19 protein-coding genes are annotated in these 21,858 nt (G+C 72.0%); 7 read left to right on the forward strand and 12 right to left on the reverse strand.

The window, feature by feature from the left end; translation table 11 throughout:
* Nucleotides 1-13: 13 nt before the first annotated feature.
* Nucleotides 14-1,519: a L,D-transpeptidase gene (locus WMF26_RS14055; RefSeq protein ID WP_438000758.1), complete on the reverse strand. Its 1,506-nt coding sequence runs from the start codon at nucleotides 1,517-1,519 to the stop codon at nucleotides 14-16.
* 204 nt (nucleotides 1,520-1,723) lie between these two features.
* Between WMF26_RS14055 and WMF26_RS14060 the strand changes: the two genes are divergently transcribed.
* The 3 genes from WMF26_RS14060 to WMF26_RS14070 are packed head-to-tail and all read left to right on the forward strand — an operon-like array spanning nucleotide 1,724 to nucleotide 2,948.
* Nucleotides 1,724-1,855, forward strand: coding sequence for a hypothetical protein (locus tag WMF26_RS14060; protein ID WP_257792777.1), 132 nt, complete (start codon nucleotides 1,724-1,726; stop codon nucleotides 1,853-1,855).
* 12 nt (nucleotides 1,856-1,867) lie between these two features.
* Nucleotides 1,868-2,410 (forward strand): RNA polymerase sigma factor, encoded by a 543-nt coding sequence (locus WMF26_RS14065; RefSeq protein ID WP_437337555.1) that lies wholly within the window; start codon nucleotides 1,868-1,870, stop codon nucleotides 2,408-2,410.
* Nucleotides 2,400-2,948: a hypothetical protein gene (locus WMF26_RS14070; RefSeq protein ID WP_437337556.1), complete on the forward strand. Its 549-nt coding sequence runs from the start codon at nucleotides 2,400-2,402 to the stop codon at nucleotides 2,946-2,948. Before WMF26_RS14065 ends, WMF26_RS14070 begins: the two co-directional genes overlap by 11 nt.
* Before the next feature lie 24 nt (nucleotides 2,949-2,972).
* Here WMF26_RS14070 and mmsB read toward each other — a convergent pair whose 3' ends face one another.
* From mmsB to chvE, 3 genes are all read right to left on the reverse strand, one after another.
* Complete coding sequence (mmsB, locus tag WMF26_RS14075; RefSeq protein ID WP_438000759.1) at nucleotides 2,973-4,238, reverse strand: multiple monosaccharide ABC transporter permease; 1,266 nt, start codon at nucleotides 4,236-4,238, stop codon at nucleotides 2,973-2,975.
* A gap of 7 nt (nucleotides 4,239-4,245) precedes the next feature.
* Nucleotides 4,246-5,778, reverse strand: coding sequence for a multiple monosaccharide ABC transporter ATP-binding protein (gene mmsA / locus WMF26_RS14080; RefSeq protein WP_438000760.1), 1,533 nt, complete (start codon nucleotides 5,776-5,778; stop codon nucleotides 4,246-4,248).
* Nucleotides 5,779-5,918: 140 nt separating this feature from the next.
* Nucleotides 5,919-7,043: a multiple monosaccharide ABC transporter substrate-binding protein gene (gene chvE / locus WMF26_RS14085; protein WP_438000761.1), complete on the reverse strand. Its 1,125-nt coding sequence runs from the start codon at nucleotides 7,041-7,043 to the stop codon at nucleotides 5,919-5,921.
* A gap of 256 nt (nucleotides 7,044-7,299) precedes the next feature.
* Between chvE and WMF26_RS14090 the strand changes: the two genes are divergently transcribed.
* The 3 genes from WMF26_RS14090 to WMF26_RS14100 all read left to right on the forward strand — a co-directional run bounded on the left by WMF26_RS14090 (nucleotide 7,300) and on the right by WMF26_RS14100 (nucleotide 9,356).
* Nucleotides 7,300-7,692 carry a DUF2809 domain-containing protein gene (locus WMF26_RS14090; protein WP_438000762.1) on the forward strand — a complete coding sequence of 131 codons (393 nt, stop codon included), beginning with the start codon at nucleotides 7,300-7,302 and terminating at the stop codon, nucleotides 7,690-7,692.
* Nucleotides 7,693-7,798: 106 nt separating this feature from the next.
* Nucleotides 7,799-8,209, forward strand: coding sequence for a GFA family protein (locus tag WMF26_RS14095; RefSeq protein ID WP_061622772.1), 411 nt, complete (start codon nucleotides 7,799-7,801; stop codon nucleotides 8,207-8,209).
* Between the two features lie 28 nt (nucleotides 8,210-8,237).
* On the forward strand, nucleotides 8,238-9,356 hold the full coding sequence (locus WMF26_RS14100; protein ID WP_438000763.1) for a DUF3089 domain-containing protein: 1,119 nt from the start codon (nucleotides 8,238-8,240) through the stop codon (nucleotides 9,354-9,356).
* Between the two features lie 56 nt (nucleotides 9,357-9,412).
* Here the strand turns inward: WMF26_RS14100 and trxA are convergent, their stop codons facing one another.
* The 8 genes from trxA to WMF26_RS14140 all read right to left on the reverse strand — a co-directional run bounded on the left by trxA (nucleotide 9,413) and on the right by WMF26_RS14140 (nucleotide 20,545).
* Nucleotides 9,413-9,811, reverse strand: coding sequence for a thioredoxin (gene trxA / locus WMF26_RS14105; RefSeq protein ID WP_061622774.1), 399 nt, complete (start codon nucleotides 9,809-9,811; stop codon nucleotides 9,413-9,415).
* Nucleotides 9,812-9,950: 139 nt separating this feature from the next.
* Nucleotides 9,951-10,397: a hypothetical protein gene (locus WMF26_RS14110; RefSeq protein WP_061622775.1), complete on the reverse strand. Its 447-nt coding sequence runs from the start codon at nucleotides 10,395-10,397 to the stop codon at nucleotides 9,951-9,953.
* Between the two features lie 7 nt (nucleotides 10,398-10,404).
* Nucleotides 10,405-10,794 carry a DUF4150 domain-containing protein gene (locus tag WMF26_RS14115; protein ID WP_437337562.1) on the reverse strand — a complete coding sequence of 130 codons (390 nt, stop codon included), beginning with the start codon at nucleotides 10,792-10,794 and terminating at the stop codon, nucleotides 10,405-10,407.
* Between the two features lie 12 nt (nucleotides 10,795-10,806).
* Nucleotides 10,807-11,457: a DUF3540 domain-containing protein gene (locus WMF26_RS14120; RefSeq protein ID WP_438000764.1), complete on the reverse strand. Its 651-nt coding sequence runs from the start codon at nucleotides 11,455-11,457 to the stop codon at nucleotides 10,807-10,809.
* Nucleotides 11,458-11,492: 35 nt separating this feature from the next.
* Nucleotides 11,493-12,536 carry a pentapeptide repeat-containing protein gene (locus tag WMF26_RS14125; protein ID WP_438000765.1) on the reverse strand — a complete coding sequence of 348 codons (1,044 nt, stop codon included), beginning with the start codon at nucleotides 12,534-12,536 and terminating at the stop codon, nucleotides 11,493-11,495.
* Complete coding sequence (locus WMF26_RS14130; RefSeq protein WP_438000766.1) at nucleotides 12,533-15,199, reverse strand: DUF2169 domain-containing protein; 2,667 nt, start codon at nucleotides 15,197-15,199, stop codon at nucleotides 12,533-12,535. Before WMF26_RS14130 ends, WMF26_RS14125 begins: the two co-directional genes overlap by 4 nt.
* Before the next feature lie 100 nt (nucleotides 15,200-15,299).
* Nucleotides 15,300-17,726 carry a type VI secretion system Vgr family protein gene (locus tag WMF26_RS14135; protein WP_438000767.1) on the reverse strand — a complete coding sequence of 809 codons (2,427 nt, stop codon included), beginning with the start codon at nucleotides 17,724-17,726 and terminating at the stop codon, nucleotides 15,300-15,302.
* 95 nt (nucleotides 17,727-17,821) lie between these two features.
* The gene (locus WMF26_RS14140) at nucleotides 17,822-20,545 is read right to left on the reverse strand and encodes a DUF2169 domain-containing protein (RefSeq protein WP_438000768.1); all 2,724 of its coding nucleotides are present in this window, start codon (nucleotides 20,543-20,545) and stop codon (nucleotides 17,822-17,824) included.
* A gap of 580 nt (nucleotides 20,546-21,125) precedes the next feature.
* Between WMF26_RS14140 and WMF26_RS14145 the strand changes: the two genes are divergently transcribed.
* Nucleotides 21,126-21,827, forward strand: a complete 702-nt coding sequence (locus WMF26_RS14145) for a helix-turn-helix transcriptional regulator (RefSeq protein ID WP_438000769.1) — start codon at nucleotides 21,126-21,128, stop codon at nucleotides 21,825-21,827.
* Nucleotides 21,828-21,858 lie beyond the last annotated feature (31 nt).

Consider the following 21,858-nt stretch of genomic DNA (forward strand, 5'->3'; position numbering starts at 1 on the left):
TCGGCCGCGGCGATCAGCGGTGGATCACGACGCGCGTCGACGGGTCTTTGCGCGTGACCTGGACCGCGTACCACCCCTCCGGCACGGGGGGCTCGGTCCAGTGGAACAGCCACTTGGCGTCGACCGGCGAGAGGTTCACGCAACCGCCGCTCTGCCCGTCGCCCCAGTTGTTGTGCCAGTACGCCGCGTGGAGGAGGTACTTGCTGAAGAAGTGCTGGCTCCACGGCACCTCCGCCTCGATCCAGTCGTCCTCGTCGACGTGAGGGGTGATGAGCGTCTTCGTCACCCACTTGCGGTTGATGCGGTACTGGCCGAGCGGGGTCGTGGAGGGCGGCACGAACGGCTCGGCCCTCTCCGGCTCCTCCGCCCCGTTGCGCCCGGCCGAGATGAGCGTGGCGAAGACGGGCCGGTCGTCCTCGTAGGCGATGAGCCAGCCTTCGAGCGCGGCGATCTCGATCCACGTGTTCCTCGGCCCCTCGGCGGGCGCCGCGGGCGCCGCGCCGCCGAGCTGGATGCGGCGCCCCCACGGGTTCTTCGCCTTCCGCGGCTTGATCACCACCGCATCTCGCTCGAGCACCCAGTGCCCGTCGTCGCGGGTCTCGAGGTACGTCAGCTTGCCGACCTGCCGCGATTTGCCCGTCAGCCCGACCCGGTCGAGGCGCTCCCACACGGCGTCCGTCTTCGCGAGCTGGTTCTCCTCGGTGAGGCGGTACTTGGGGCGCGGCTTGCGGCGAAAGAACGCGATCGGGAGCCGCTCGTCGGCGCCGAGGTGGACCCCCTCGAAGGTGGCGGGCTCATACGGCTTCACCTTGTCCTTCGGCACGAACGTCAGATCGGAGGCCCAGAGCCACGTCGCCCCGCCGGCCTCGACCTCCTTCGTCCATGCGACCGACGAGCGCGGGCGGACCTGCATGTGCCGCAGGTCGTGCATCCCCTCGGGCCACGCCGGCGCGTCGATGCCCTCGACGTTCAAGAGGCGCTTGAGACCGAGCGACTCGCCGTAGCGGTACGGCACGGGCTGATCGACGAGCGGGGCGTGCTCGCTCAGCGTCTTCAGCAGGGGATCGGCCGCGTCGAGGGTGGCGCGCTCGCCGTCGACGCAGACGTACCCGCGGGGCTCCACGGCGTAGAACGCCGGGCAATCGCCGGCGGCCCGGACGGGCTCGGGGCTCTTCAGGCGGACCGAGCCGCCGATCGAGAGATACCCGATCCACTGGGCCTTCGGCCGCGGCGCGGACCGGATCCACACCTCGCGGGTCCTCGCGTACACGCGGGAGGGGACCTCCGGCGCCGCCTCGGCCGCGGCGAGCGGGGCCTCGGCGGCGGGCGCCTTCGGCGGCTCGGGGGTGACGACCGGCCCGGCGGCGCCCGGGTCGGCTGCCGGGCGCTCGCTGGACGGCTCCGCGACCGCGACGCCCGCGCGCCCGGCCGGGTCGGCGCCCGAGCCGGCGTCGTGTCGCGACGGCGTGCAAGCGAGGCAGAGCACGCCGACGGCGGCGAACCACGAGCGGCCGGACATAGGCGCGCCACCCTAGCACGCCGAGCCTGCCCGGCGGAATGATCTGCCAATGCCGCGACGGGGGCCGGCGGCGCGCGCACAGGTGAGGTCGCGTCCGGCCGCCGCGATTTTCGATCGCGCGGGTGTCACGCTCGGCCCCGCTCGCGCCTAGAGCCGAGGAAGGCCGGTGAGGACCGCCGGCCGGAGAAGACAAGGAGACCTCCCATGCGTCGTTGGCTCAAGGTGACCCTGTTCGCGGCCGTCCTCGGCATCCCGGCGATGGCCTATGCTGGAACGCAGCTCGCCGGCGGCTGTCCGTGCGCGGATTGCCCGTGCCCGGACTGCCCCTGCGGCTGAGGACCCAGCCTCTTGGAACCGCGCGCGCGATCGCTGCTCAACGCCTCGATGAGGCGCCTCGCCGACGGCGATCGCGCGGCGTTCGACCCTGTCTATGCCGCCCTCTGGCCGGCGATCCGCGCGTTCTGCCGCCGCATGCTCGCGGGCGACGCGGACGCGGAGGACGCGGCGCAGCAGGCGCTCCTCAAGGTGTTCGACCGCGCCAGCTCGTTCGATCCCGAGGCGGACGCGCTCACCTGGGCGCTCGCCATCGCGGCGTGGGAGTGCCGCACGGCGCGGCGGCGGCGGACCCGATCGCGGGAGGCGCCGGACGAGCAACTCCCGTCGCTCGCGGCCGACACGCCCACGCCGGAGGACGCGGCGATCGCCCGGGATCTGGACGACGCGGCGCGCGAGGTGCTCGGCGCGCTGGGCGAGGCGGATCGCGAGACGCTGAGGGCGACGCTGCTGGAGGGCGATCGCGATCCATCGGTCTCGGGCGCGGCGTTCCGCAAGCGCCGCGAGCGCGCATTTGCCCGCCTCCGGGAGGCGTGGAGGAGGATCTATGGAACCTGAGGCGCTCGCCGGCCTGAAGGAGAGGGCCTATCGAGCCTACGAGCGCGGGAGGGCGCGACAGGCGGCCTGGGCGGCGACCCCGACGCTCGCCGTGGCGCTCGTCGCCGCGCTGATGAGCGACCGCCCGCTCACCACCGCGATCATCGGCGCGGCGCTCTACGTCGCCGCGGCGCTGCTCTCGTGGCGGGGGCGCGAGCTCGGGCGGGGCGTGCTCCCGGGCGTCGCGGCGGGGCTCGTGCCCTTCGCGGCGGCGCACGCCGCGCGCGTCTACGGTCACCTCTGCACGCCGGAGGGGTGCGTCTCCATCTGCGTCCCGGCCTGCCTGGCGGGCGGGGTCGCCGCCGGCGTGCTGCTCTCGCGCGCGCTCCGCCGGTCGGACCGGCTCGGGGCCTCCTGGGCCTCGGCGTGCGGCGTCGCCGCGCTGACGGGCGCCCTCGGCTGCGCCTGCGTCGGCTTCGGCGGCGTGGTCGCCCTCGCGGCGGGGCTGCTCACCGGCACGGCGCCGCTCGCGCTCCGCCCCGCGCGCGGCGGCGCGTGACGGGGTGAAGCGGGGCGCGGGCGGTCAGCGGGTCGCCCCGGCGCGTCGCTTCGACCACACGTCGAAGGCCACCGCGGCGAGCAGCACCAGTCCCTTGACGAGCATCACCCGCTCGGACGGGGAGCCGATCAGCGACATGCCGTTGTTGATCACGCCCATGATCAGACCGCCGGTGATCGCGCCGGCCACCTTGCCGACGCCGCCCTGCACGGCGGCGCCGCCGATGAAGGCCGCGGCGATCGCGTCCAGCTCGAAGTTGATCCCCGCGGTCGGGCCCGCCTGGTTCAGCCGGCCGGCGAAGATGATCCCCGCGACCGCGGCGAGCACGCCCATGTTCACGAAGATCCAGAAGGTGACCCAACTGACCTTGATCCCGGACAGCATCGCGGCGTGCACGTTGCCGCCCACCGCGTAGATGTGGCGGCCGAAGATCGTCCGGTTGGTCATCAGCGTGTAGCCCAGCGCCAGGGCGGTCAGCAGGATCAGCACCCACGGCAGGTTCTTGAACCGGGCCAGCTGCACGAGGACGAACAGCACCACGGCCGACGCGGCGGCGAGCTTCGCGACGAACACCGGCAGCGCATCGACCTGCTGCTTGTAGCGGAGCCGGGCGGCCCGGGCGCGCCACTGGGTGGCCCCGATGCCGGCCACGCCGGCGGCCCCGACGAGCAGCGTGACCACGTCGACCCCGCCGAGCGCCCCGAGGCGAACGTTGCCCAGGTACCCCTCGGTGAAGCCGTTGGCCAGCGTGCGCACCTCGTCCGGGAACGGGCCGATGCCCTGGTTGCCCAGGATCGTGAGGGTCACGGCCCGGAACAGGAGCATGCCGGCGAGCGTGACGATGAACGCCGGGATGCGGAAGTACGCGACCCAGAAGCCCTGCCAGGCGCCGATCAGGGCGCCCACGACGACGGTGATGCCGGCCGCCAGCGGCCAGGGCACGTGGTTTTCGACCATCAGCACGGCCGCGACCGCGCCGGTCGCCGCCACGACCGAGCCGGCCGACAGATCGACGTGACCGGCGATGATGATCAAGATCATCCCGATGGCCAGAATCAGGATGTACGAGTTCTGGACCATGATGTTCGAGATGTTCTGGGGCGCCAGCAGCTGACCGCCGGTCAGGCCCGTGAACAGCGCGACGATCAGCGCGAAAGCGACGTAGATGCCGCTCTGCCGCAGGTTGATCGAGAACCGGTGGCTCAGCGGCCGCTCGGGAGGTGACTGCATGTCTGCGGGCAGGGCCTTGGTGGTGGGGGCCGTGCTGCCGGTGGGCGCGACGCTGGCCATCTCGCCGCTACTCCTTTGCCTTGGTCATGTATTGCATCAGCCGTTCCGGTGTGGCGTCGGCGCGGGCGAGCTGACCGGTGATCCGTCCGGCCGACATGGCGTAGATCCGGTCGCAGATGCCGAGCAGCTCGGGCAGCTCCGACGAGATGACCAGGATCGCCTTGCCCTGGTCGGCGAGCGCGTTGATGAACGTGTAGATCTCGTATTTGGCGCCGACGTCGATGCCGCGGGTGGGCTCGTCCAGGATCAGCACGTCGGGGTCCGCGAACATCCACTTGGCGAGGACGACCTTCTGCTGGTTGCCGCCGCTCAGCGTGCCTGTGACCGTGAGCACGCTGGGGGCCTTGATGTTCAGCCGCCTCCGGTACTCGTCGGCGACGCGGTACTCCTCGTTGTCGTCGACCCAGCCCAGCTCGGCGAGCTTCCGCAGGGCGGCCGCCGAGACGTTGCGCTTGATGTCCTCGATCAGGTTCAGGCCATAGGCCTTCCGGTCCTCGGTCGCGTACGCGATGCCCTGGTCGATCGCGTCGCTCACCGTTCGCAGGCGGATCTCGCGGCCGTCCTTGAACATCCGCCCGCCGGCGCGGACGCCGTAGCTGCCCCCGAACACGCTCATCGCCAGCTCGGTGCGGCCCGCCCCCATCAGGCCGGCCAGCCCGACGATCTCGCCGGCGCGCAGCGTGAGGCTCGCGCCCGACACCACCACCCGCCCGTGCCGGAGCGGGTCGTGCACGGTCCAGTCCTCGATCCGCAGCACCTCGGGGCCGATCTTGGGCTCGTGCGGCGGGAAGCGGTGCTCCAGATCGCGCCCGACCATGCCGGCGATGATCCGGTCCTCGGTCACCTGACCGCTCTTCATGTCCAGCGTCTCGACCGTCCGCCCGTCGCGCAGGATCGTCGTCGAATCGGCGATGGCCTCGATCTCGTTCAGCTTGTGGGAGATGATCACGCAGGTGATGCCGTCGTCGCGCAGCCCCCGGATCAGGTCGAGCAGATGCGCGGAGTCGTCGTCGTTGAGGGCGGCGGTCGGCTCGTCGAGGATGAGCAGCCGGACGCGCTTCGACAGCGCCTTGGCGATCTCGACCAGCTGCTGCTTGCCCACGCCGATGTCCATCACGGGCGTCACCGGGTTCTCCGGCAGCCCGACCCGGGCGAGGAGGGCTTCGGCCTCTGCGTTGGTGCGGTTCCAGTCGATCAGCCCACGGTGGACCCGCTCGTTGCCGAGGAAGATGTTCTCGGCGATGGACAGGTGGGGGCTCAGCGCGAACTCCTGGTGGATGATCACGATGCCGCGCTTCTCGCTGTCCCGCACGCTGGAGAACTTGCAGAGCTCGCCGCTGAAGTAGATCTCACCCGCGTACGAGCCGTGCGGGTAGACGCCCGAGAGCACCTTCATCAGGGTGGACTTGCCGGCGCCGTTCTCGCCGCAGATCGCGTGGATCTCGCCGCGGCGCACCGACAGGCTGACGTCCTGCAACGCCTTGACACCCGGGAACGTCTTGGTGATTCCGTGCATCTCGAGGATCGCGTCGTCGGCCATCCCGGTCTGCCTCCTTGAGGGGGTCGCACGCGCGAGCCGGGCGGCGCTGGCCCGGCCGGCGGTCCCAGGCGGCGCGCCGGCCGGCGTCGCGCGGCGCGATCGCCGCCGACCGGCCCCGCGCGGCCGGCGCCGCGGCGCGGCTACTTGAGCTCGTCCTCCTTGTAGTAACCGCTGTCGACCAGCACCTTCTTGTAGTTGCTCTTGTACACGATGATCGGCTCGAGCAGGTACGACGGCACGACCTTCTTGCCGTTGTCGTAGTCCTTGGTGTTGTTCACCTCGGGCTTGCCGGCCTTGAGCACGGCGTCGGCCATCTTCACGGTGACCTCTGCCAGCTGGCGAGTGTCCTTGAAGATGGTGGCGAACTGCTCGCCGGCGATGATCGACTTGACCGACGCCTTCTCGGCGTCCTGCCCGGTGACGATCGGGTACTTCTGGCCGCCGGCGCCGTAGCCGTTGCTCTTCAGCGCCGACAGGATGCCGATGGACAGCCCGTCGTAGGGCGACAGCACGCCGTCGACCTTCGCGCCGCCGGTGTACGTCGCGGTGAGCAGATCCTCCATGCGCTTCTGCGCGGTCGCCGGGTCCCACCGGAGGATGGCCACGGTCTTGAAGTCCTTCTGACCGCTCTTGACGACGAGCGTGCCCTTGTCGATGTAGGGCTTGAGCGTGTCCATGGCCCCGTTGAAGAAGAAGGTCGCGTTGTTGTCGTCGGGCGAGCCGGCGAACAGCTCGATGTTGAACGGACCCTGGGCGGCGCCGTCGGAGCCGTCCTCCTTCTTCAGCCCGAGGCCCACGAGGAGCGAAGTGGCCTGCTGCACGCCCACCTTGTAGTTGTCGAAGGTGGCGTAGTAGTCGACGTTCGGCGAGTTGCGGATGAGCCGGTCGTACGCGATCACCGGGATCTTCTTGTCCGCCGCCTGCTGAAGCTGCGTGGTGATCGCCGTGCCGTCGATGGAGGCGACGATGAGCAGCTTGGCGTCCTTGGTGATCTGGGTCTCGATCTGGTTGACCTGAGTCGGGATGTCGTTCTCCGCGTACTGCAGGTGGACCTGATAGCCCAGCTTCTCCAGCGCCGCCTTGACGTTGTTGCCGTCGGCGATCCACCGCTCCGACGATTTGGTCGGCATGCTGACGCCGACGAGGGGGCCCGCCTTGGAGCCGGAACCACCCTTGTCGGCCGTCTTCTCGCTGGAGTCGCAGGCGCCCATTCCCGCGGCCAGGGCCATGGCCACCGCGGCGGCGGCAAACCTCGCAAGCTTCATCGTCGCTCCTGCTGCAAACGGTGCAGATCCGAGCCGGTCGAACCGGCCAGTGAGGTAAGGAACTCGGCCCATGGCCCGCGTCTCGCCGGACATCGCGCGAGCTTCCGCGTCGGTGAGGCATCGTCCCGTCACGACCGTGGCGAAGCAAAGATGCCCTTGAGGACCGCATTGTGAGCGTTCACATTTTGCTTGTCAATTCCAAACGGCCGGTCGCCGGAAGCTGCACTGGCGGAGAGGCTGCGGTTAGGCTCGTCTCATGCCGGAAGCCGCCCGCAAGCGCCTCGCGCTGGCCCTCCTCATCGTCGCCGTCGTTCCCGTCGGCCTGGCCGCGCGCTTCCACGGCGGTCCGGTCTGGCTGCGCAACAGCGCGGGCGCCGTGCTCTATGAGGTCGTGTGGATCGCCGCGGCGCAGCTCGTGTGGATCTCCGCCCGCACCCATCGGCTTGCGCTCGCGGTCTTCGCCGCGACGTGCGCGATCGAGCTGCTCCAGCTGAGCGAGCTGCCCTGGCTGTGGGCCGCGCGCAGCACCGCCCCGGGGCGGCTCCTGCTCGGCGCGAACGGGGGATTCGATCCCGCCGACCTCGCGCTGTACGCCGTCGGCTCCGCCCTCGGTCTCGCGCTCTGCCGGCCGCTCCGGGTCGCTGCGTGACGCGCCGCCGCGCCGCTGCGCCGCTGCGCCGCTGCGCCGGTTGCGCGGTGCGCCGGCCGGGGCCAGGCTGGCGAGCGCGAGTTCCAGGAGCAAGGAGGCGACGTCCATGACCGAGGCTCACCACACCGGCGGCTGTCTGTGCGGCGCGATCCGCTACCGCGCCCGCGGCGCGCCGGCGAGCGTCAACGTTTGCTACTGCAGCCAGTGCCGGCGCCAGACCGGCGCGCCGATGCCGTCGTTCGCCACCTATCCCGACGAGCAGTTCGAGCTGCTCTCGGGCGCCCCCGCGACGTACCGGTCGTCCAGCTTCGCCATCCGCCAGTTCTGCGCGACCTGCGGCTCATCGCTCTTCTGGCGCCGCGACGGGGCCCGGGAGCTCGACATCTTCCTCGGCACGATGGACCGGCCGGGCGACCTCCCGCCGCCGTCGTTCCAGCTCTGGACCGTGCACCGCGTGCCCTGGCTGCCCGCCATCCCCGGGGCCACCGACTACCGCGGCGCCAAGACCACCACGTAGTCTAGATGCACCGAGGCGAGGTATCCCCATGAAGAGATCGGTGAGGATCGCGCTCCGGGTCGCGCTGGGCGTCGTCGCCTGCGGGGCGATCGCGGCGCTGAACGTCGGCGCGCTGACTCGAAGCGCGTTGACGCCAGGGGCTCCCTTCGACGCGGCGGCGCTGCCGCCCGCGCCGGACTACGCGGATCCGCGGAGCTGGAGCGCGCTCCCGGAGCGCGACGACGCCGGCGACGCGGCGCCCCCCTCCGCGCCGGCGGTCGACCAGCGCCGGGCCGCCGCCGACGTCTTCTATGTCCACTCGACCTCTTACGTGGGCCGCTCCTGGAACGCCGACACGAACGACACAGCCGTCAACGACGCCACCGACCGGGGCGCGACAGGGATCCAGGCGACGGCGTTCAACGGCTGCTGCGCGGTGTACGCGCCCCGGTACCGGCAGGCGAACGGCATGGCGTTCACGCGATCCTCCGCCGACGGGGACCGCGCGATCGACGTGGCCTACGGCGATGTCCGGCGGGCGTTCGACGCCTTCAACGCGCGGCGCGGCGCCGGCCGCCCGTTCCTCCTCGCCGCCCACAGCCAGGGCACCGTCATGGCCGAGCGGCTGCTGCGCGAGGCCATCTCCGGCACCGCGCTCCGGGACCAGCTCGTGGCGGCCTACCTCATCGGCGGCGCGGTCACCGTCGACGGGCTGCGCGAGCGCGCGCCCGACGTTCCGCCATGCCAGGCGGCCGACGACGTCCGCTGCGCCGTCGCGTGGAACGCGCGCGGGGCGGCGTACGTGCCGACCGACTTCGAGATGCACCGGCCGGACCCGCGGGAACGGCTCTGCACCAACCCGCTGTCATGGCGAACGGACGGGGCCCGCGCGCCCGCGGACCTGAACCCTGGCGCGGTGTTCCTCGAGAGCGACGACAAGGCGCCGCGCGCGGGGCTCGCGGGGGACGCCCAGTGCGTGGACGGCACGCTCCTCGTGCACGACGTCGGCGCCACGCCCCGGGACCTGCCGAGCCGCATCCTCGATCGCGTTCTCGGCGAGGAGAACTACCACGCGATCGAGTTCCAGCTCTTCTTCATGAACCTCCGGGAGAACGCCGCGTCGCGGCTGGCCGCGTTCCTCGCGGCGTCGGCGCGCCAGTCCCGGTAGGAGGACGCTGGCGCTCCCGCCGGCGCGCCCGGCGCTCCCTCGCGGCCGCCTGTCCCTCAAGGCCCTTCGGCGGCCTCGCCTCCCTCGGCGCCCTTCGCCTCCTCCTCGGCGATCTTCGCGCGCACCTCGTCCATGTCGAGCGAGCGCACCTTCTCGATCACCTGATCGAGCGCCGACGCGGGCAAGGAGCCCGCCTCCGCGAACAGGAGGACCTTCTCGCGGAAGATGAACAGCGTCGGGATCGAGCGGATGCCGAACGCCTGGGCCAGCTCCTGCTGCTCGTCGGTGTTGATCTTCCCGAACACGATGTCCGTGTGCTTCTCGGACGCCTTCTCGAAGACGGGACCGAAGACCCGGCAGGGGCCGCACCAGGGCGCCCACCAGTCGATGAGGACGATGTCGTTCGACTCGACCGTCTGCTCGAAGTTCGCCGCGCTGAGCTCTTGGGTACTCATCCGCGGAGCATAGCCCTGAAACCCACCCCTGTCGCTGAACGGCCGGCCCTCGACTCCGCGCCTCCGCTCCCGCGCCGAGCTCTGCCCTCCGCCGTCTCCCGCGGACTCCGTTCCTGCTGACTCCGCCGCTCCGCCCCGTTCAGGGCGCGTTGCAGACCATGATCTGCTCGATCGCCTCGACGAGGAGCTGCTCGACGCGGTCCGGCCCTATGTCCGCGGCGCGGGCGAACCGCTCCAGATCGAACGGCGTGGGGTTGACCTCGAGGTAGGCGAGGATCTGGAGCGGATAGCCGGTCCAGCGGATGACGCAGAAGCCGACCACGTTGCGGCTCGCCTTGGCCTCGCGCAGGCCGAGGGCGAGCTCGATGCTCGGCGTGTCGTGCCCCTCGTCGAGCACGATGCGCGGCGCGTGGCCCGCTCTCCTCAGCTCGGCGGCGAACTCCTCCATCTGGGGGCGGAGCACGCGCTCGCGCAAGTCTTCGAATTCACGTAGAAAATCGGCTTCCGCGGGGGCGCGCGCCGCCTCGATGCGCCGCGCGTAGCGGGCCGTGAGGCGCTCGATGCGGAGCCGGTTGTGCTCTTTCATCGGCGGCCTACGGGGCGAGGAGCAGCACCTTGACCTGGCTCGGGACGAGGCTGACCCCGACCGCGTTGACGGAGTTCTGCGTCGTGATGCTCGTCATCCGCGTGGCGGGCGCGCTGCCCACGAGCACGGTGAACGCCGCGGTGACGTGCCGCGAGGGGCCCATCACCGTGTGCGAGACCAGGCCCATCTCCAGGCCGGCGTTGTCGCCGTTCGTGAGCGGCACCTGCGTCGTCAAGTTGTGCGCCGGCGTGCACATGAACAGCACGTTGTAGGCCGCCGGCACCCCCATCGGCTGCGCCGACAGGTTGGGGTAGGGCACCGGCAGGTGCGCCGGCGGCGTCAAGCACACGTCCGGCCCGCCAAGGGCCAGGCCTCCCATCTGCGTGTTCGCGAACATCGGTGCCTCCTGTCAGCCGAGGTGGATCTGCCCACCGTCGATCTTGGTCAGCTCGCCGCTCGAGACGAGCGTCGCCTGCGCCTTGATGTTGACCGCGGCCTTCGCCGTGACCTCGTAGTACTGCGCCCGCACCTGCTCCGACTCGGCGATGAACCGGTACGCCCGATCGAGCCGCTGCACCCAGCGCTCCGCGATCGACTCGACCGACCGCGCGACCGTCTTCACGCGATCCACCTGCGCGACCAGCCGCTCGCCCACGTACGTCATCGCCCCGACGGCGAGCGACCCCTCGCTCGCGGCGACGCGCACCTTGCCCGCGGCCACCGACGCCTCGGCCGGCGTGACGAGGCGCACGCCCTGGCCCGCGGCGACCGTGACGCGCCCGCCCGGGGCGCTCACCTCCAGATCCCCCTCGGCCACGAGCCGCGTCGGCGCGTCGCCCTCGCGGTCGAGCACCGCGAGCACGTGGCACCCGGCGTCGTGCAGCGCGACGAGCACCCGGTCGCCGAGCGCCGGCTCGACGAGGCAGCTCACCGCCCGCTTCGCGGCGTAGTCGCCCGACCCGACGCGCACCTGGAACGACCGGTCCACGGCGCCGATGACCGTACCGACCTCCTGGATCGCGAAGGTCTCCACCCTTTGTCTCGCCAGATTGTCTCGCATGGTCTCGTTCTCCTGCTGTCGGGAGGGGCATCCCCTCAGGGCGTCCAGCGCTCGGCTTCGAGCAGATCCGGGTCGTCTCCGAGCGCGGCGGACCGGCTCGTGAAGGTCGCGCCCGCGTCGCGGGCCTGGTGGAAGCGCGCGCGGAAGAGCTTCGCGTGCGAGAGATCCGCCTTCTCGATGCTCGCGTGCGAGAGGTCGGCGTAGGTCAGGTCCGCGCCGCGGAAGCTCGCCAGCGGGCAGGCCGCCCGGTGGAAGATGGCCTGGTAGAGGTCGGCGCCGGCGAGGTTCGCCGCCTCGAGGTCGGCCTCCGAGAAGATCGCCTGCCGCGCCTTGAGGCCCGCGGCGGAGACCCCGGCGAGCCGCGCGCCGAAGAAGAGGCCGCGCTCGGCGTCGGCGCCGTCGAGCTTCGCCGCGGTGAGGTCCGCGCCCTTGAAGCCCGCCTGGACGAGCCGGGCGCCGCGCAGGTCGCTCCCGGCGAGGTCGGCGTCGGTGAGCTGCGCCAGGGTCAGGTCCATGCCCGACAGATCCTGCCCGCGGAGGCGGGCGCCGACCAGCACCGCGAGGTGCATCGTCGCGCCGCGCAGGCTCGCGGTCGACAGGTCCGCCTTGAGCAGGCAGGCCTGCTTGAGCCTCGCCCCGTCGAGCGCGAGGCGCGCGGCCTCGGTCTCCACGAGCGAGAACCGGTCCAGGTTGGCCTCGCGGAAGCTCGCCTCGTCGGCGCGCCCCTTGATCATGCTGCCGATCGTGAGGTTCGCGCGGTCGAAGCTCGCCCGCGACGCGTCGCACTCGGCGAAGCTCGCCGAGACGAGGTCCGCCTCGTCGAGGCGCGCGTGGAGCAGCGCGCACCCGCTCCACACCGCGTGGCGGGCCCGCGCGCCGGACAGGTCGGCGCCCGAGAGATCGCACCCGTTGAACATCGACTCGCTGATCTTCGCGCCCCTCAGCCGGGCGCCGCGGAACGTCGTCTTCTCGAACACGACGCCCGACAGGTCGAGCCCGGACAGGTCGAGCCCGGACAGGTCCTCCCCGGCGATCACCTCGCCCTCGTCCACCTTCGCGAGCAGCTCGTCGCGGGTCACTTGCCCTGCCCCGTGAACACGACGTGCTTGATGTGCGCGTCGGAGAAGGAGGTCCGCGGATCGCCCTTCGCGTCGAGCAGGTTGGCGCGGAACAGGTTCGTGTTCTCGAAGCGGGCGCCGGGCACCTTCGCCTTCTGCAGCATGGCGTCCATGAGGTTCGCGCCCGTCAGATCCGCCTCGGCGAGGTCCGACCGCATGAACCGCGCGCCCTTGCCCGAGATCTGCGCGAGGCGCGCCTTGCGGAGGTTCGCCTCGCTGAAATCCGCGCCGTCGGCCGAGGCGCCCTCGAAGATCGCGCCCTCCAGGTCGACCCCGCGGAGGTTCGCCCGCGCGAGCTCGGCCCCGGAGAAGTCCGCGCCGGGCAGCGCGGAGGCGGAGACCACGCGCAGCGCCGTGGCCTTCGCCTTCCGGAACGAGGCATTCTCGCCCTTGAACTCGACGAGGGCCGCGTCCTCGAGGTCGGCCTCGCCGAAGTCCGCGCCCGCCCCCGCGCACTGGAAGAACGTCGCCTTGCGCAGGCTCGCGCCGGCGAAGCGCGCGCCCGTGAGGTCGAGCTGGAAGAAGAGGACGTCGTCCGCGGCGGCGCCGCTGAAGTCCGCGCCTCGCACGCGGGCCTCGAGGAAATCGGCCCCGGCGAGGTCGGCCCCCGAGAGCCGCGCCTCCTCGAGCCTCGCCTTGTGGAGCACCGCGCCGCGGAGGTCGACCCCCTCGAAGCTCGCGCGCGCGGCGCGCGCCTCGCCGAGGTTCGCCCCGCGCAGCGTCGCCTTCCCGAGCCGCGCGCCCTCGAGCCTCGCGCGCGTGAGCACCGCGCCCGTCAGATCGGCCCCGCCGAGATCGCACCCCGACAGATCCGCGCCCTCGAGGAGCGCCTCGCGCAGATCGGCGCCGGCGAGGCCGAGCCCGTGGAGGTCGGCGCCCGTCAGATCGCGCCGCGCGAGCGACTCGCCGGCGGCGAGCGCCCGCTCCACCTCGGCGCGCAGATCGGATCTCTTCGGTTCCTCCGCGGGCTCGGCCGGCGGGTACAGGTGCGCGAAGGCGCGGTACGCGCCCAGGACCCTCTCCTCGGTCCTGCGGAGGCTCGCGGCGAACTCCGGATCCGCGAGCTTCGCCTCGAGGTCATCCATCGGCGCGCCCGCCTTGCGCCCCGCCTCGGCGAGCTCGCGCAGGCGGGCGAGCTCCTCGTCGGCGCTGAACCTCGACGGGCCGCCCCCCTCGCGCTTGCTCTTCGCGACCACCTTGTCGAAGTCGAGCCCTTGCTCGGCGCAGAGCTTCCGCGCCTCGTCCTCGGCGTCCCTGCGCTGCGCGTCGGCCTGCTTCTGGAGCTCCGCGGCCTCGAGATCCATCCGCGCGGCGAGCTCCGCCAGCTCGTCGGGCTTCGGGTCCTCCGGGCGCTTGATCTCCCGCGGGAGCTTCTCGTCCGGGTTCATCCCGAGCATGCGCAGGGTGAGGCGCGCCTGGTCGAGCTCGCGCTGCGCCCGCGTGAACGACCGCTGCTCCAGGGCCCGCTCGCGGCGGATGAGCTCGTCCATGTCGCTGATCGCCTCGTCCGGGAACGACGGGGCGTCGGGCTCGGCCTCGGGCAGCAGCTCCTTGTCGTTCAGGGCGTGGAGGTGCCCCTTGTCCTTGTCGAGCCGCCTCGCCACCACGGCGCGGTAGTGCTCGACGGGCTTCGGCGCGTCCGCCCGCTCCAGGCCGGCGATCAGCAGGCGCACGTCGTCGGCGTCGTCCTCGGCCACCTGGACGACCCCGCGGAAGATCGCGACGCCGCGCTCCAGGTCGGGGAAGAGGATCACCGTCTCCAGGCGCGTCGCGACCTCCCGGAGGCCCTCCTCGCCGTCCGCGTCCTCGGCGCCCCGCTGGCGCACGAAGCACCGGGCGCGGAGCGTCGGCGCGCGGGTCCCGAGCTGCGGCCGCGTCGGGTGGAGGTGCTTGAGGCTGATCGGCTCTCCTCCCTGGAAGTAGTCCGGCAGCCGCTGGTCCTCCGGGGCCACCTGGAAGTACTCGGGGTCGAGATCCCGGGCGTAGCCGGGGAAATCGTGCTGCAGCCACTCGGCGCCGTACGTGCCGAGCTTGGCGATCCGCGAGGCGAGCGTGGGATCGAGCGCGCCGAAGCACGCGGGCGGCGGCCTGTCGCCGGGCGACTTGAGGAGGTGCCGCGGGTCCTCGAGGTGGGGCAGGTGATGCACCCTGGCCCCCTCTTCCTCGATCGCCCCGAGCCCCATTCCCTTCGGGTTCAGCGGGTAGTCCGGGCCGCCGAACGCATGCTCCCAGACGAGCGGCATCTCGGTGATCGGCTCCGGCTCGGTCGGCGCGCCGTGGTGCCACCGCCGCTTGCCGACGACGGCGATCGTCTTGTCGACGAGCGGCTTGTCGGCCGGGCCGACCGTCAGGCCCGCGGCGAAGGCCGGCCGGGGCTCTCCCCCGGGAGAGAACGCCTTGCCGAAGACGAGGACCTCGCCCCGCGGCTTGGGCATGCCTTCGTCCAGGAGACCGTCCTTGCCGAGCGCGGGCGTCACCCGCTGCCACATCGAGGCCTCGGGCAGCGGCACCTCCGGGGCGTCGAGCGGAAAGAACATCAGGAGCCCGACGCTCAAATGATGGCTGCGCCGGATCGTGAGCACCCGCTGCAGGACGGAGAGGCGAAGAGGCTTGATGACGCGCATGGATCTCGAATCGTAAGTTGTGCCCGGAGCGCCTGGCGAGGGCCCGGCGCGGGCGAGCGCCGGCGGGAGGCGGGCGAGCGCGGCGCAGCTCGCCCGAGCGTCAGGTGACGATGAAGATGCCGCTCTTCTTGATCTCGGCCGCGACGTTCTTCAGCTTGAAGTTCTCGTTCTCGATGGTGACCGTATCGGCCTTGAAGATGGCGTTCTGGATGACGAGCTCCGGACCGTTCTTGATGGTCGCCGTGGGCCCCAGCTTGAGGTCCAGCGTGCCTGCGAGGTTCATCGACGACTTGAACCCAGCGACGACCTCCGCGGTGGCGCTGAGCGACAGCGACAGCTTGGTTCCGAAGGTGAACTCGTAGGCCTGCGTCAGCTTGACGTCGGTGGACGCCCCCTCGGTGATCGTCTTGAAGGAGCCGATCTTGTGGTCGTACGTGCTGCCGTTGGTGACGCTCTCGGCGTCGCTGTGCTTGTACTCCTTCGTCGATCCGTGCGTGTGCGACTCGAACGTGCCCATCTTGACGTCGCGCCCGTTCCCCATGGTGATCGACGTGGCGCTCCCGAGCACGATGGCGCGGACGCTCCCGATCGTGGTGAGGTTGTAGTTGCCGAACCTCGTCGTGTTGTGGTTGCCCGAGATGGTCTCGTTCTTGTCGCCCTTCGCCTCGATGTTGTAGTGGCCCTGGGCGAAGACGTTCACGTCGGCGGCCAGGGACTTCACGTGGACGCTGCCGGCCTCGGAGATGAACGTCGCGTCCCCCTTGGCCTTGTCGGTGAGGGTGCCGGCGACGGCCTGCGTCGTGATGTCGCCCGCGGTGGCCGTCGTCGTGATGTCGCCCGTGGTCGCCGTCGTCGTGATGTTGCCTGACGCGGCGGTCGTCGTGATGTTGCTCGTCACGATGCTGGTCCAGTTGGCGCCGACCAGGAAGTCCATGTTCACCCCGCTGTCGAGCAGGATGTTGCCGTCCGTCTTGCCGATGAGCTCGTGCCCGTCGTTGGGCGACCCCATGCGCATGTACGTGTTCGAGTACGGCGTCGAGAGCGTGATGCGCTGCGCCCCGGCCTGGTCCTCCAGCTCGAGGCGGTTCCGGCCGCCGGTCTGGACGACGTTCTTCGTGTGGTTGCCGCTCGTGACCGGGCTCGGCGTGAGCACGTTGGGCACCACGCCGGAGATCACCGGCCGATCCGGGTCGCCGCCGAGGAAGCTCAGCACGACCTCGGTCCCCCGGCGCAGCGGGAAGTGGAACCCTTCGACGCCGCCGCCGTGCGGCTGCATCATGCGCACGTACGTCGAGCCGCTGCCGTCGCGCGGGCTCGCCTCGTCGAACTTGAACTTGACGAGGTAGCGCCCGTGGTCGTCGATCTGCGCGTACTCGCTCGCCGCGGAGCCGTCGACCGTGCCGTTCTCGTAACCGTAGATGCGCGGCCACGGCGTCCGCGACTCCGCCCGGAACTGCGTCGACGCCGGGATGGCCGCGACCTCGACGAAATAGACCTCCTCGTGCGTGAGCCCGGTGAGCTCCTCGAAGTCGCTGTGCCCCGCGGACTGGTTGCCGTGGTGGCGCAGCTCGACCGCGAGGTACTTCGTGTTGAACCGCGCGCGCGGGTGGTCCTCGAGCTCGAACGTGTACCCCGAGCGCAGGTGGAGCCGCGAGCCGGTGGCCTGATAGACCGCCTCGCGAGCGAGGTATTCCTCCGCGCGCAGCTGGGCCAGCCGCTTGCCGGCGTCGGCGCTGAAGAAGCGCTCGCCGTAGAGGCTGATCTCGCCGGTGCCGTACTGGGACACCGGCGCCGCCCCCGCGAGGGGGAAGTGCGGCCGGACATAGTCGTAGTCCTTGAGCTTCACCCGCGACGGCAGCGCCCCGTGCTGGCAGGAGAAGGTGCGGAACGAGGCCGAGGCGCTGCGGTCCTCGCCGGTCTGCGGGTGGTAGCGGACCGGCGCGCCGAGCGGCCCTGCGGGGTAGCTCTTGTCGTCGCAGAGGACGAGCCTCTCGCCGTCCTCGGTGTGCTCGAAATAGTAAAAGATGCCTTCCCGCTCCATCCAGCGCGAGACGAAGTCGAAGTCGCTCTCGCGGTACTGGCAGATGTGCTCCTCGGTCTCGTAGCTGCCGAGGTTGAGCTCGACGTCGCTCCCCGTGATGCCGTTCTCCTCGAGGACGAGCTTGATCACCTCGGGCACGGTCTTCTTCGTGAAGATGCGGCTGTGCTTCGACAGGGTGAGCCCCCAGAGCCGCGGCACGAGCACCGCCCGCAGGAGCGCGCGGCCGCCGAACTCGTGCACGAGGTCGACGCCGGCGAGCACGCCGGTGAACACGTAGGGCGGATTCGTGTCGTCCTGGCGGTCGATCGCGAGCCGGGCCTTGGCCCCGACCATCTCGGCGAAGTCCGTGTCGTCCTCGCCCTCGCTCGGGACCGACAGGAAGATCTCGAACCGATAGGGGCGCGAGATCGCCTCCACGCCGCGAAAGCCGACGACGCGCGTCGGGCCTTGCAGGATGCTCGAGGAGAACGTGATGAGGTCGCTCATGGTCGTGTCTCTTCCAGGCTGCGAGGAGGTGAATGCTCCGCCTTCGTTCCCGAGGGAGCGCGTTCCATGGAGCTAGACGTAAAGGAGTCCGCGAGTCAACCTTGTGAAGAAACGTTAATGTCGTCTCCCTCCGGCGGTATTTCGACGATGGACCGCAGGATCGCGCCGCTCGACTTCGCGTTTGCGAGCTTGACTCCATAGAGGTTGGCGCCCGCGAGGTCCGCTTCGCGCAGATCGGCGCCATCGACGTTGGCGCGGGGGAGGCTCGCCTCCTTGAGCTTCGCCGCGCGGAGGATGGCGCCGGCGAGGCTCGCGTTCGCGAAGCTCGATCGGGAGAGCTCCGCCTTGGTTGCGTTGATGTCGGCGAGGCTGGCCCCGTCGAAGACGGCGTCGGTGAGGCGCGCTTGCCGCAGGTCGGCGCCGTCCAGCGACGCGCCGTCGAAGCGCGCGTGCGCGCCTCTCGTCGAGGTGAGGTCTGCGCTCCTGAGGATCGCCGAGGAGAGCTGCGCGCGGTCGAGGGTGGCGCGGGAGAGATCGGCGCGGGTGAGGTCGGCGGCGGTGAGGCGCGCGTCGGTGAGGTCGGCGCCGCTCAGGTTCGCCCGGGCGAGGCGGGCCGAGGTGAGGTTGCACCGGGCGAGCGTCGCGCCGGCGAGGTTGACGCGCTCGAGGGAGGCGCCGCTCCAGTCGATGCCGTCGAGCTCGGCGCCCGCGAGCTCGAGGTCGTAGAGCGGCTGGCCGCTCTTGAGGCGGGCGAGCACCGCCGCGCGCAGGCCGCGCGCCTCTGGCTCGGGCGGGGGCGGCTCGGGCGCGGGCGGCTCGGCGGGGGAGGCGTCCGAGGGAGAGAGGGCGGACGGGGCGTCAGGGGGCGCGACGTCGGCGGGAGCCGCTTCGACCGGCGCGGTGGCGCTGGCGGGCGCGGGCGTCTCGGCCGCGGGCGCCGCGGCGTCCGGAGAGCGCGTCTCGTCCGAAGCGGCGTCGTGGACCGGCGCGGGCCACGGCTGCGCCTGCGAAGGCGGCGGTTCGGCGACGGCGCCCGCCTCGCCAGGCGGCGGTTGTGCCTGCGAGGGCGGCGGTTCGGCGACGGCGCCCGCCTCGCCAGGCGGCGGTTGTGCCTGCGAGGGCGGCGCTCCGGCGACGGCGGCCGCCTCGCCAGGCGGCGGTTGTGCCTGCGAGGGCGGCGTCTCGGCGACGGCGCCCGCCTCGCCGTCCGGCGTGGGCGCCGGCTGCGCCTGCGCAGGCGGCGGGTCGATGACGGGGTGCGTCTCGTCGAGCCCGGCGAGCGGCGGCTGCACCCGGGGCGGCGGCGCGGCGTGGGCCCCCGAAGCGGCGAAGGGCATCGCGAACGGCACGGAGCCCGGGGCAGGCTCGGGGCGCGGCGGCGGCTCGGGCGCGGGCGCGAAGGGCAGGGGAGGCGGCGGCGGCAGCGGCGCCACCTGCTGCGTGACGGCGCTCCAGTGCGGCTCGGGCGCGGGCGCGAAGGGCAGGGGAGGCGGCGGCTGCAGCGGCGCCACCTGCTGCGTGACGGCGCTCCAGTGCGGCTCCTGCCGCTGCGAGAAGGGCAACGGGGGCAGCGCATGCAGCTGCGTCACCTGCTGCGTGACGGCGCTCCAGTGCCCCGCCGGCAGCTCCGCCCCCCGCTCGGCCAGCGCACCCCCCGGATCCACGATCGCGACAGGCGCGAGCCGCAGATCGATGCCCGCCGCCGGGCCGCGCGCGCCGGCCGCGGGCCTGCCCTCGCCGTCGGGCGCCGTCCGCCGCTCGGTCCCCCTCCCGTCCCCGGCGAGCGCCGGCGCCGGACACGCCGGCCCGGCCGCCGGGGGCCACGGGCGCGACGAGGCGCGATCCGCCGCGACCGAAGGCCAGGCGAGGGGCCGCCCGGGCATCTCGACGCCTGCGACCACCCGCATCCGGGCCGGCAGGTCGCCCGGCAGGAGGGCGACATTCCCCCGCCAGATCAAGGAGCAGAGCAGGCGATCCGCGTCGATGGTCAGCGTGTCGGCGACGAGCTCGACCGGCTGCCCCGGGTCGTCGCCTCCCGGCCCAGTCCGATGCAGCCGCGCGAGCGCGCGCGCCGACGGCAGCCTGGACCGGATCCACGGCGCGTGCGGGTGCAGCCCCTGGAGGAAGATCCACTCGTCGCCGCGGAGGCGCTCGATCTGCTGGTCCGCGGGGGCGGCGTGGAAGTACCGAAAGTCGAAGCTGCCATCGAGGTCCGGCGCCAGGGGATCGGGCGCCTCGCCGCGCGAGAGGAGCGCTCTCCTCGGCGCCCAGTGCCCCGCGATGGGCCCGAAGCCCGCGGGCCGCGTCGGGTCGGCCGGATCGAAGATGCTCGGCAGCGCAGCCCCTGGGGGCACGCCCACGGGGTTCGCGTCGAGGTGCGGGCCGCCGTAGGCGCGCTCGTACACGAGCGGCACGAGGCTGAAGGGCCGCGGGCTCGGCGCATGTGGCGTGAATTCGCCGTAGACGTGGAGCTCCTTGTTGAGGACCCAGCGATCGTCGCGGAAGAGCGCGACCCGCACCGAGAGCGCCGTCGCGGTCGTCCCCGCGGGCGCGGCCGCGTGTCCGCGCACGAGGACCCCGGCGCCCGGCAGGTAGGGCGCTGTCTCACACGCCTCCTCCAGGCTGCCGCGCCCCTCTCGCAGCTGGTCGGAGCGGACCAGCGGCGTCGGGGCGGCGAGCTCCGCGTGCCGATCGTGGACGAGGGCGAACGTGGCTTTGACGATGACGGTGAGCCGCTCTGCGCCCTGCATGCGCCACAGCACGGCCCCGCAGGAGGCCGGCGTCAGGGCGACGATCGGGAGGGGCCAGGGCGATTGCACGGCGTGATCTCGGCTGGCCCGCGCGCCTTCACCGCCGCGGAGGGCTCTCGAACTGACGACGATACGCGGCGCGTCTCTCGGACGCAAGCGCGGGAGTCCACGGTGAGGACATCGCGTGTCGAGCGCTCGCGCTCACGGGACCATGGCGCTGTGAAGATCGGCGGAGGCGCTGAATTTGTGGTGCATGGTAGGCAACTCCCTGCGGGCTCGCCGGTGCGTCGCAGGCCGCGCGGCGGGCATCCATGGTTTGCTGGATCGCTTTATGTGTTTTGCTGGGCTGAAAACTTCGAGCTCGTGGGGGAGAGTTCAACGCAAGGTCGCAAAGGCGCAAAAAGGAAAGATAAAAGGGCGTGAGAGGGGGGCTCTTTCTCGCCTCTATGTCCTCTGTGCCTCTGTGGCTCCCTCTCTCCTCCAACCACGAACGAGCCCGGGCGACGCGGCACGACATCGAACATTGCTGCGGGGTACGGTCGCCAGGGCGCGTCGCGGTCCTTCAGCCGCGCGCTCGGAGGCGGGAGCGGCGCGCCGTGGCGGCGCCGGCGCTCGACACGGGCCGCGCGCCCTGCGATCGTCGGCGGCGATGGACAGGACCGAGCGCCTCTTCGCGCTCATGGACGCGCTCCGGCGCCACCGGCGTCCGGTCACCGCGGCGCAGCTCGCGGAGGAGCAGGGCGTCTCGGTGCGCACGATTTACCGCGACGTACAGACGCTGATCCGGCTCGGCGCGCCGATCGAGGGCGAGGCGGGCGTCGGCTACGTGCTGCGGCCCGGGTTCTTCCTGCCGCCGCTGATGTTCACCGCGGAGGAGCTCGAGGCGCTCGTCCTCGGCGCGCGCTGGGTCGGCGCGCAGGCCGACGAGGGCCTCGCGGGCGCCGCGGAGAACGCGGTGGCCAAGATCGCGGCGGCCTCGCCGGACGACCTCCGCGGCCGCATCGACGACACGGGGCTCTGGCCCGTCGTCCTCCACGGGCCCGGCGACGCGCCGCAGCCCGTGCTCGGCCTCGTGCGCCAAGCGATGCGCAAGGAGCGCGCGCTCGCGATGCGCTACCAGAGCGAGTCCGGGAGCACCACCGAGCGCGACGTCTGGCCGGTGCAGATCGCGTACTACGACGGCAAGCAGATCGTCGCCGCGTGGTGCTGCCTGCGCGCGTCGTTCCGGCATTTCCGCGCCGATCGCATCGAGCGCGTCGCGCTCACCGCGCAGCCCTACGGCAAGCCGCGCCGGACGCTGACGAAGGAGTGGCGTCAGGCCTGGGAGCGCGAGCGCAGCGCCCCGGCGTGAGGCCGGCGCGGGCGCGGCGCCCCGGCGTGAG

Source organism: Sorangium sp. So ce185 (assembly GCF_051526825.1).
Lineage (GTDB): Bacteria > Myxococcota_A > Polyangia > Polyangiales > Polyangiaceae > Sorangium > Sorangium cellulosum_D.

Coding starts and splice junctions, on each gene's coding strand:
- WMF26_RS14055 (WP_438000758.1), bottom strand. CDS start 1,519: ATGTCCGGCCGCTCGTGGTTCGCCGCCGTCGGCGTGCTCTGCCTCGCT.
- WMF26_RS14060 (WP_257792777.1), top strand. CDS start 1,724: ATGCGTCGTTGGCTCAAGGTGACCCTGTTCGCGGCCGTCCTCGGCATC.
- WMF26_RS14070 (WP_437337556.1), top strand. CDS start 2,400: ATGGAACCTGAGGCGCTCGCCGGCCTGAAGGAGAGGGCCTATCGAGCC.
- mmsB (WP_438000759.1), bottom strand. CDS start 4,238: ATGGCCAGCGTCGCGCCCACCGGCAGCACGGCCCCCACCACCAAGGCC.
- mmsA (WP_438000760.1), bottom strand. CDS start 5,778: ATGGCCGACGACGCGATCCTCGAGATGCACGGAATCACCAAGACGTTC.
- chvE (WP_438000761.1), bottom strand. CDS start 7,043: ATGAAGCTTGCGAGGTTTGCCGCCGCCGCGGTGGCCATGGCCCTGGCC.
- WMF26_RS14090 (WP_438000762.1), top strand. CDS start 7,300: ATGCCGGAAGCCGCCCGCAAGCGCCTCGCGCTGGCCCTCCTCATCGTC.
- WMF26_RS14095 (WP_061622772.1), top strand. CDS start 7,799: ATGACCGAGGCTCACCACACCGGCGGCTGTCTGTGCGGCGCGATCCGC.
- WMF26_RS14100 (WP_438000763.1), top strand. CDS start 8,238: ATGAAGAGATCGGTGAGGATCGCGCTCCGGGTCGCGCTGGGCGTCGTC.
- trxA (WP_061622774.1), bottom strand. CDS start 9,811: ATGAGTACCCAAGAGCTCAGCGCGGCGAACTTCGAGCAGACGGTCGAG.
- WMF26_RS14110 (WP_061622775.1), bottom strand. CDS start 10,397: ATGAAAGAGCACAACCGGCTCCGCATCGAGCGCCTCACGGCCCGCTAC.
- WMF26_RS14115 (WP_437337562.1), bottom strand. CDS start 10,794: ATGTTCGCGAACACGCAGATGGGAGGCCTGGCCCTTGGCGGGCCGGAC.
- WMF26_RS14120 (WP_438000764.1), bottom strand. CDS start 11,457: ATGCGAGACAATCTGGCGAGACAAAGGGTGGAGACCTTCGCGATCCAG.
- WMF26_RS14130 (WP_438000766.1), bottom strand. CDS start 15,199: ATGCGCGTCATCAAGCCTCTTCGCCTCTCCGTCCTGCAGCGGGTGCTC.
- WMF26_RS14135 (WP_438000767.1), bottom strand. CDS start 17,726: ATGAGCGACCTCATCACGTTCTCCTCGAGCATCCTGCAAGGCCCGACG.
- WMF26_RS14145 (WP_438000769.1), top strand. CDS start 21,126: ATGGACAGGACCGAGCGCCTCTTCGCGCTCATGGACGCGCTCCGGCGC.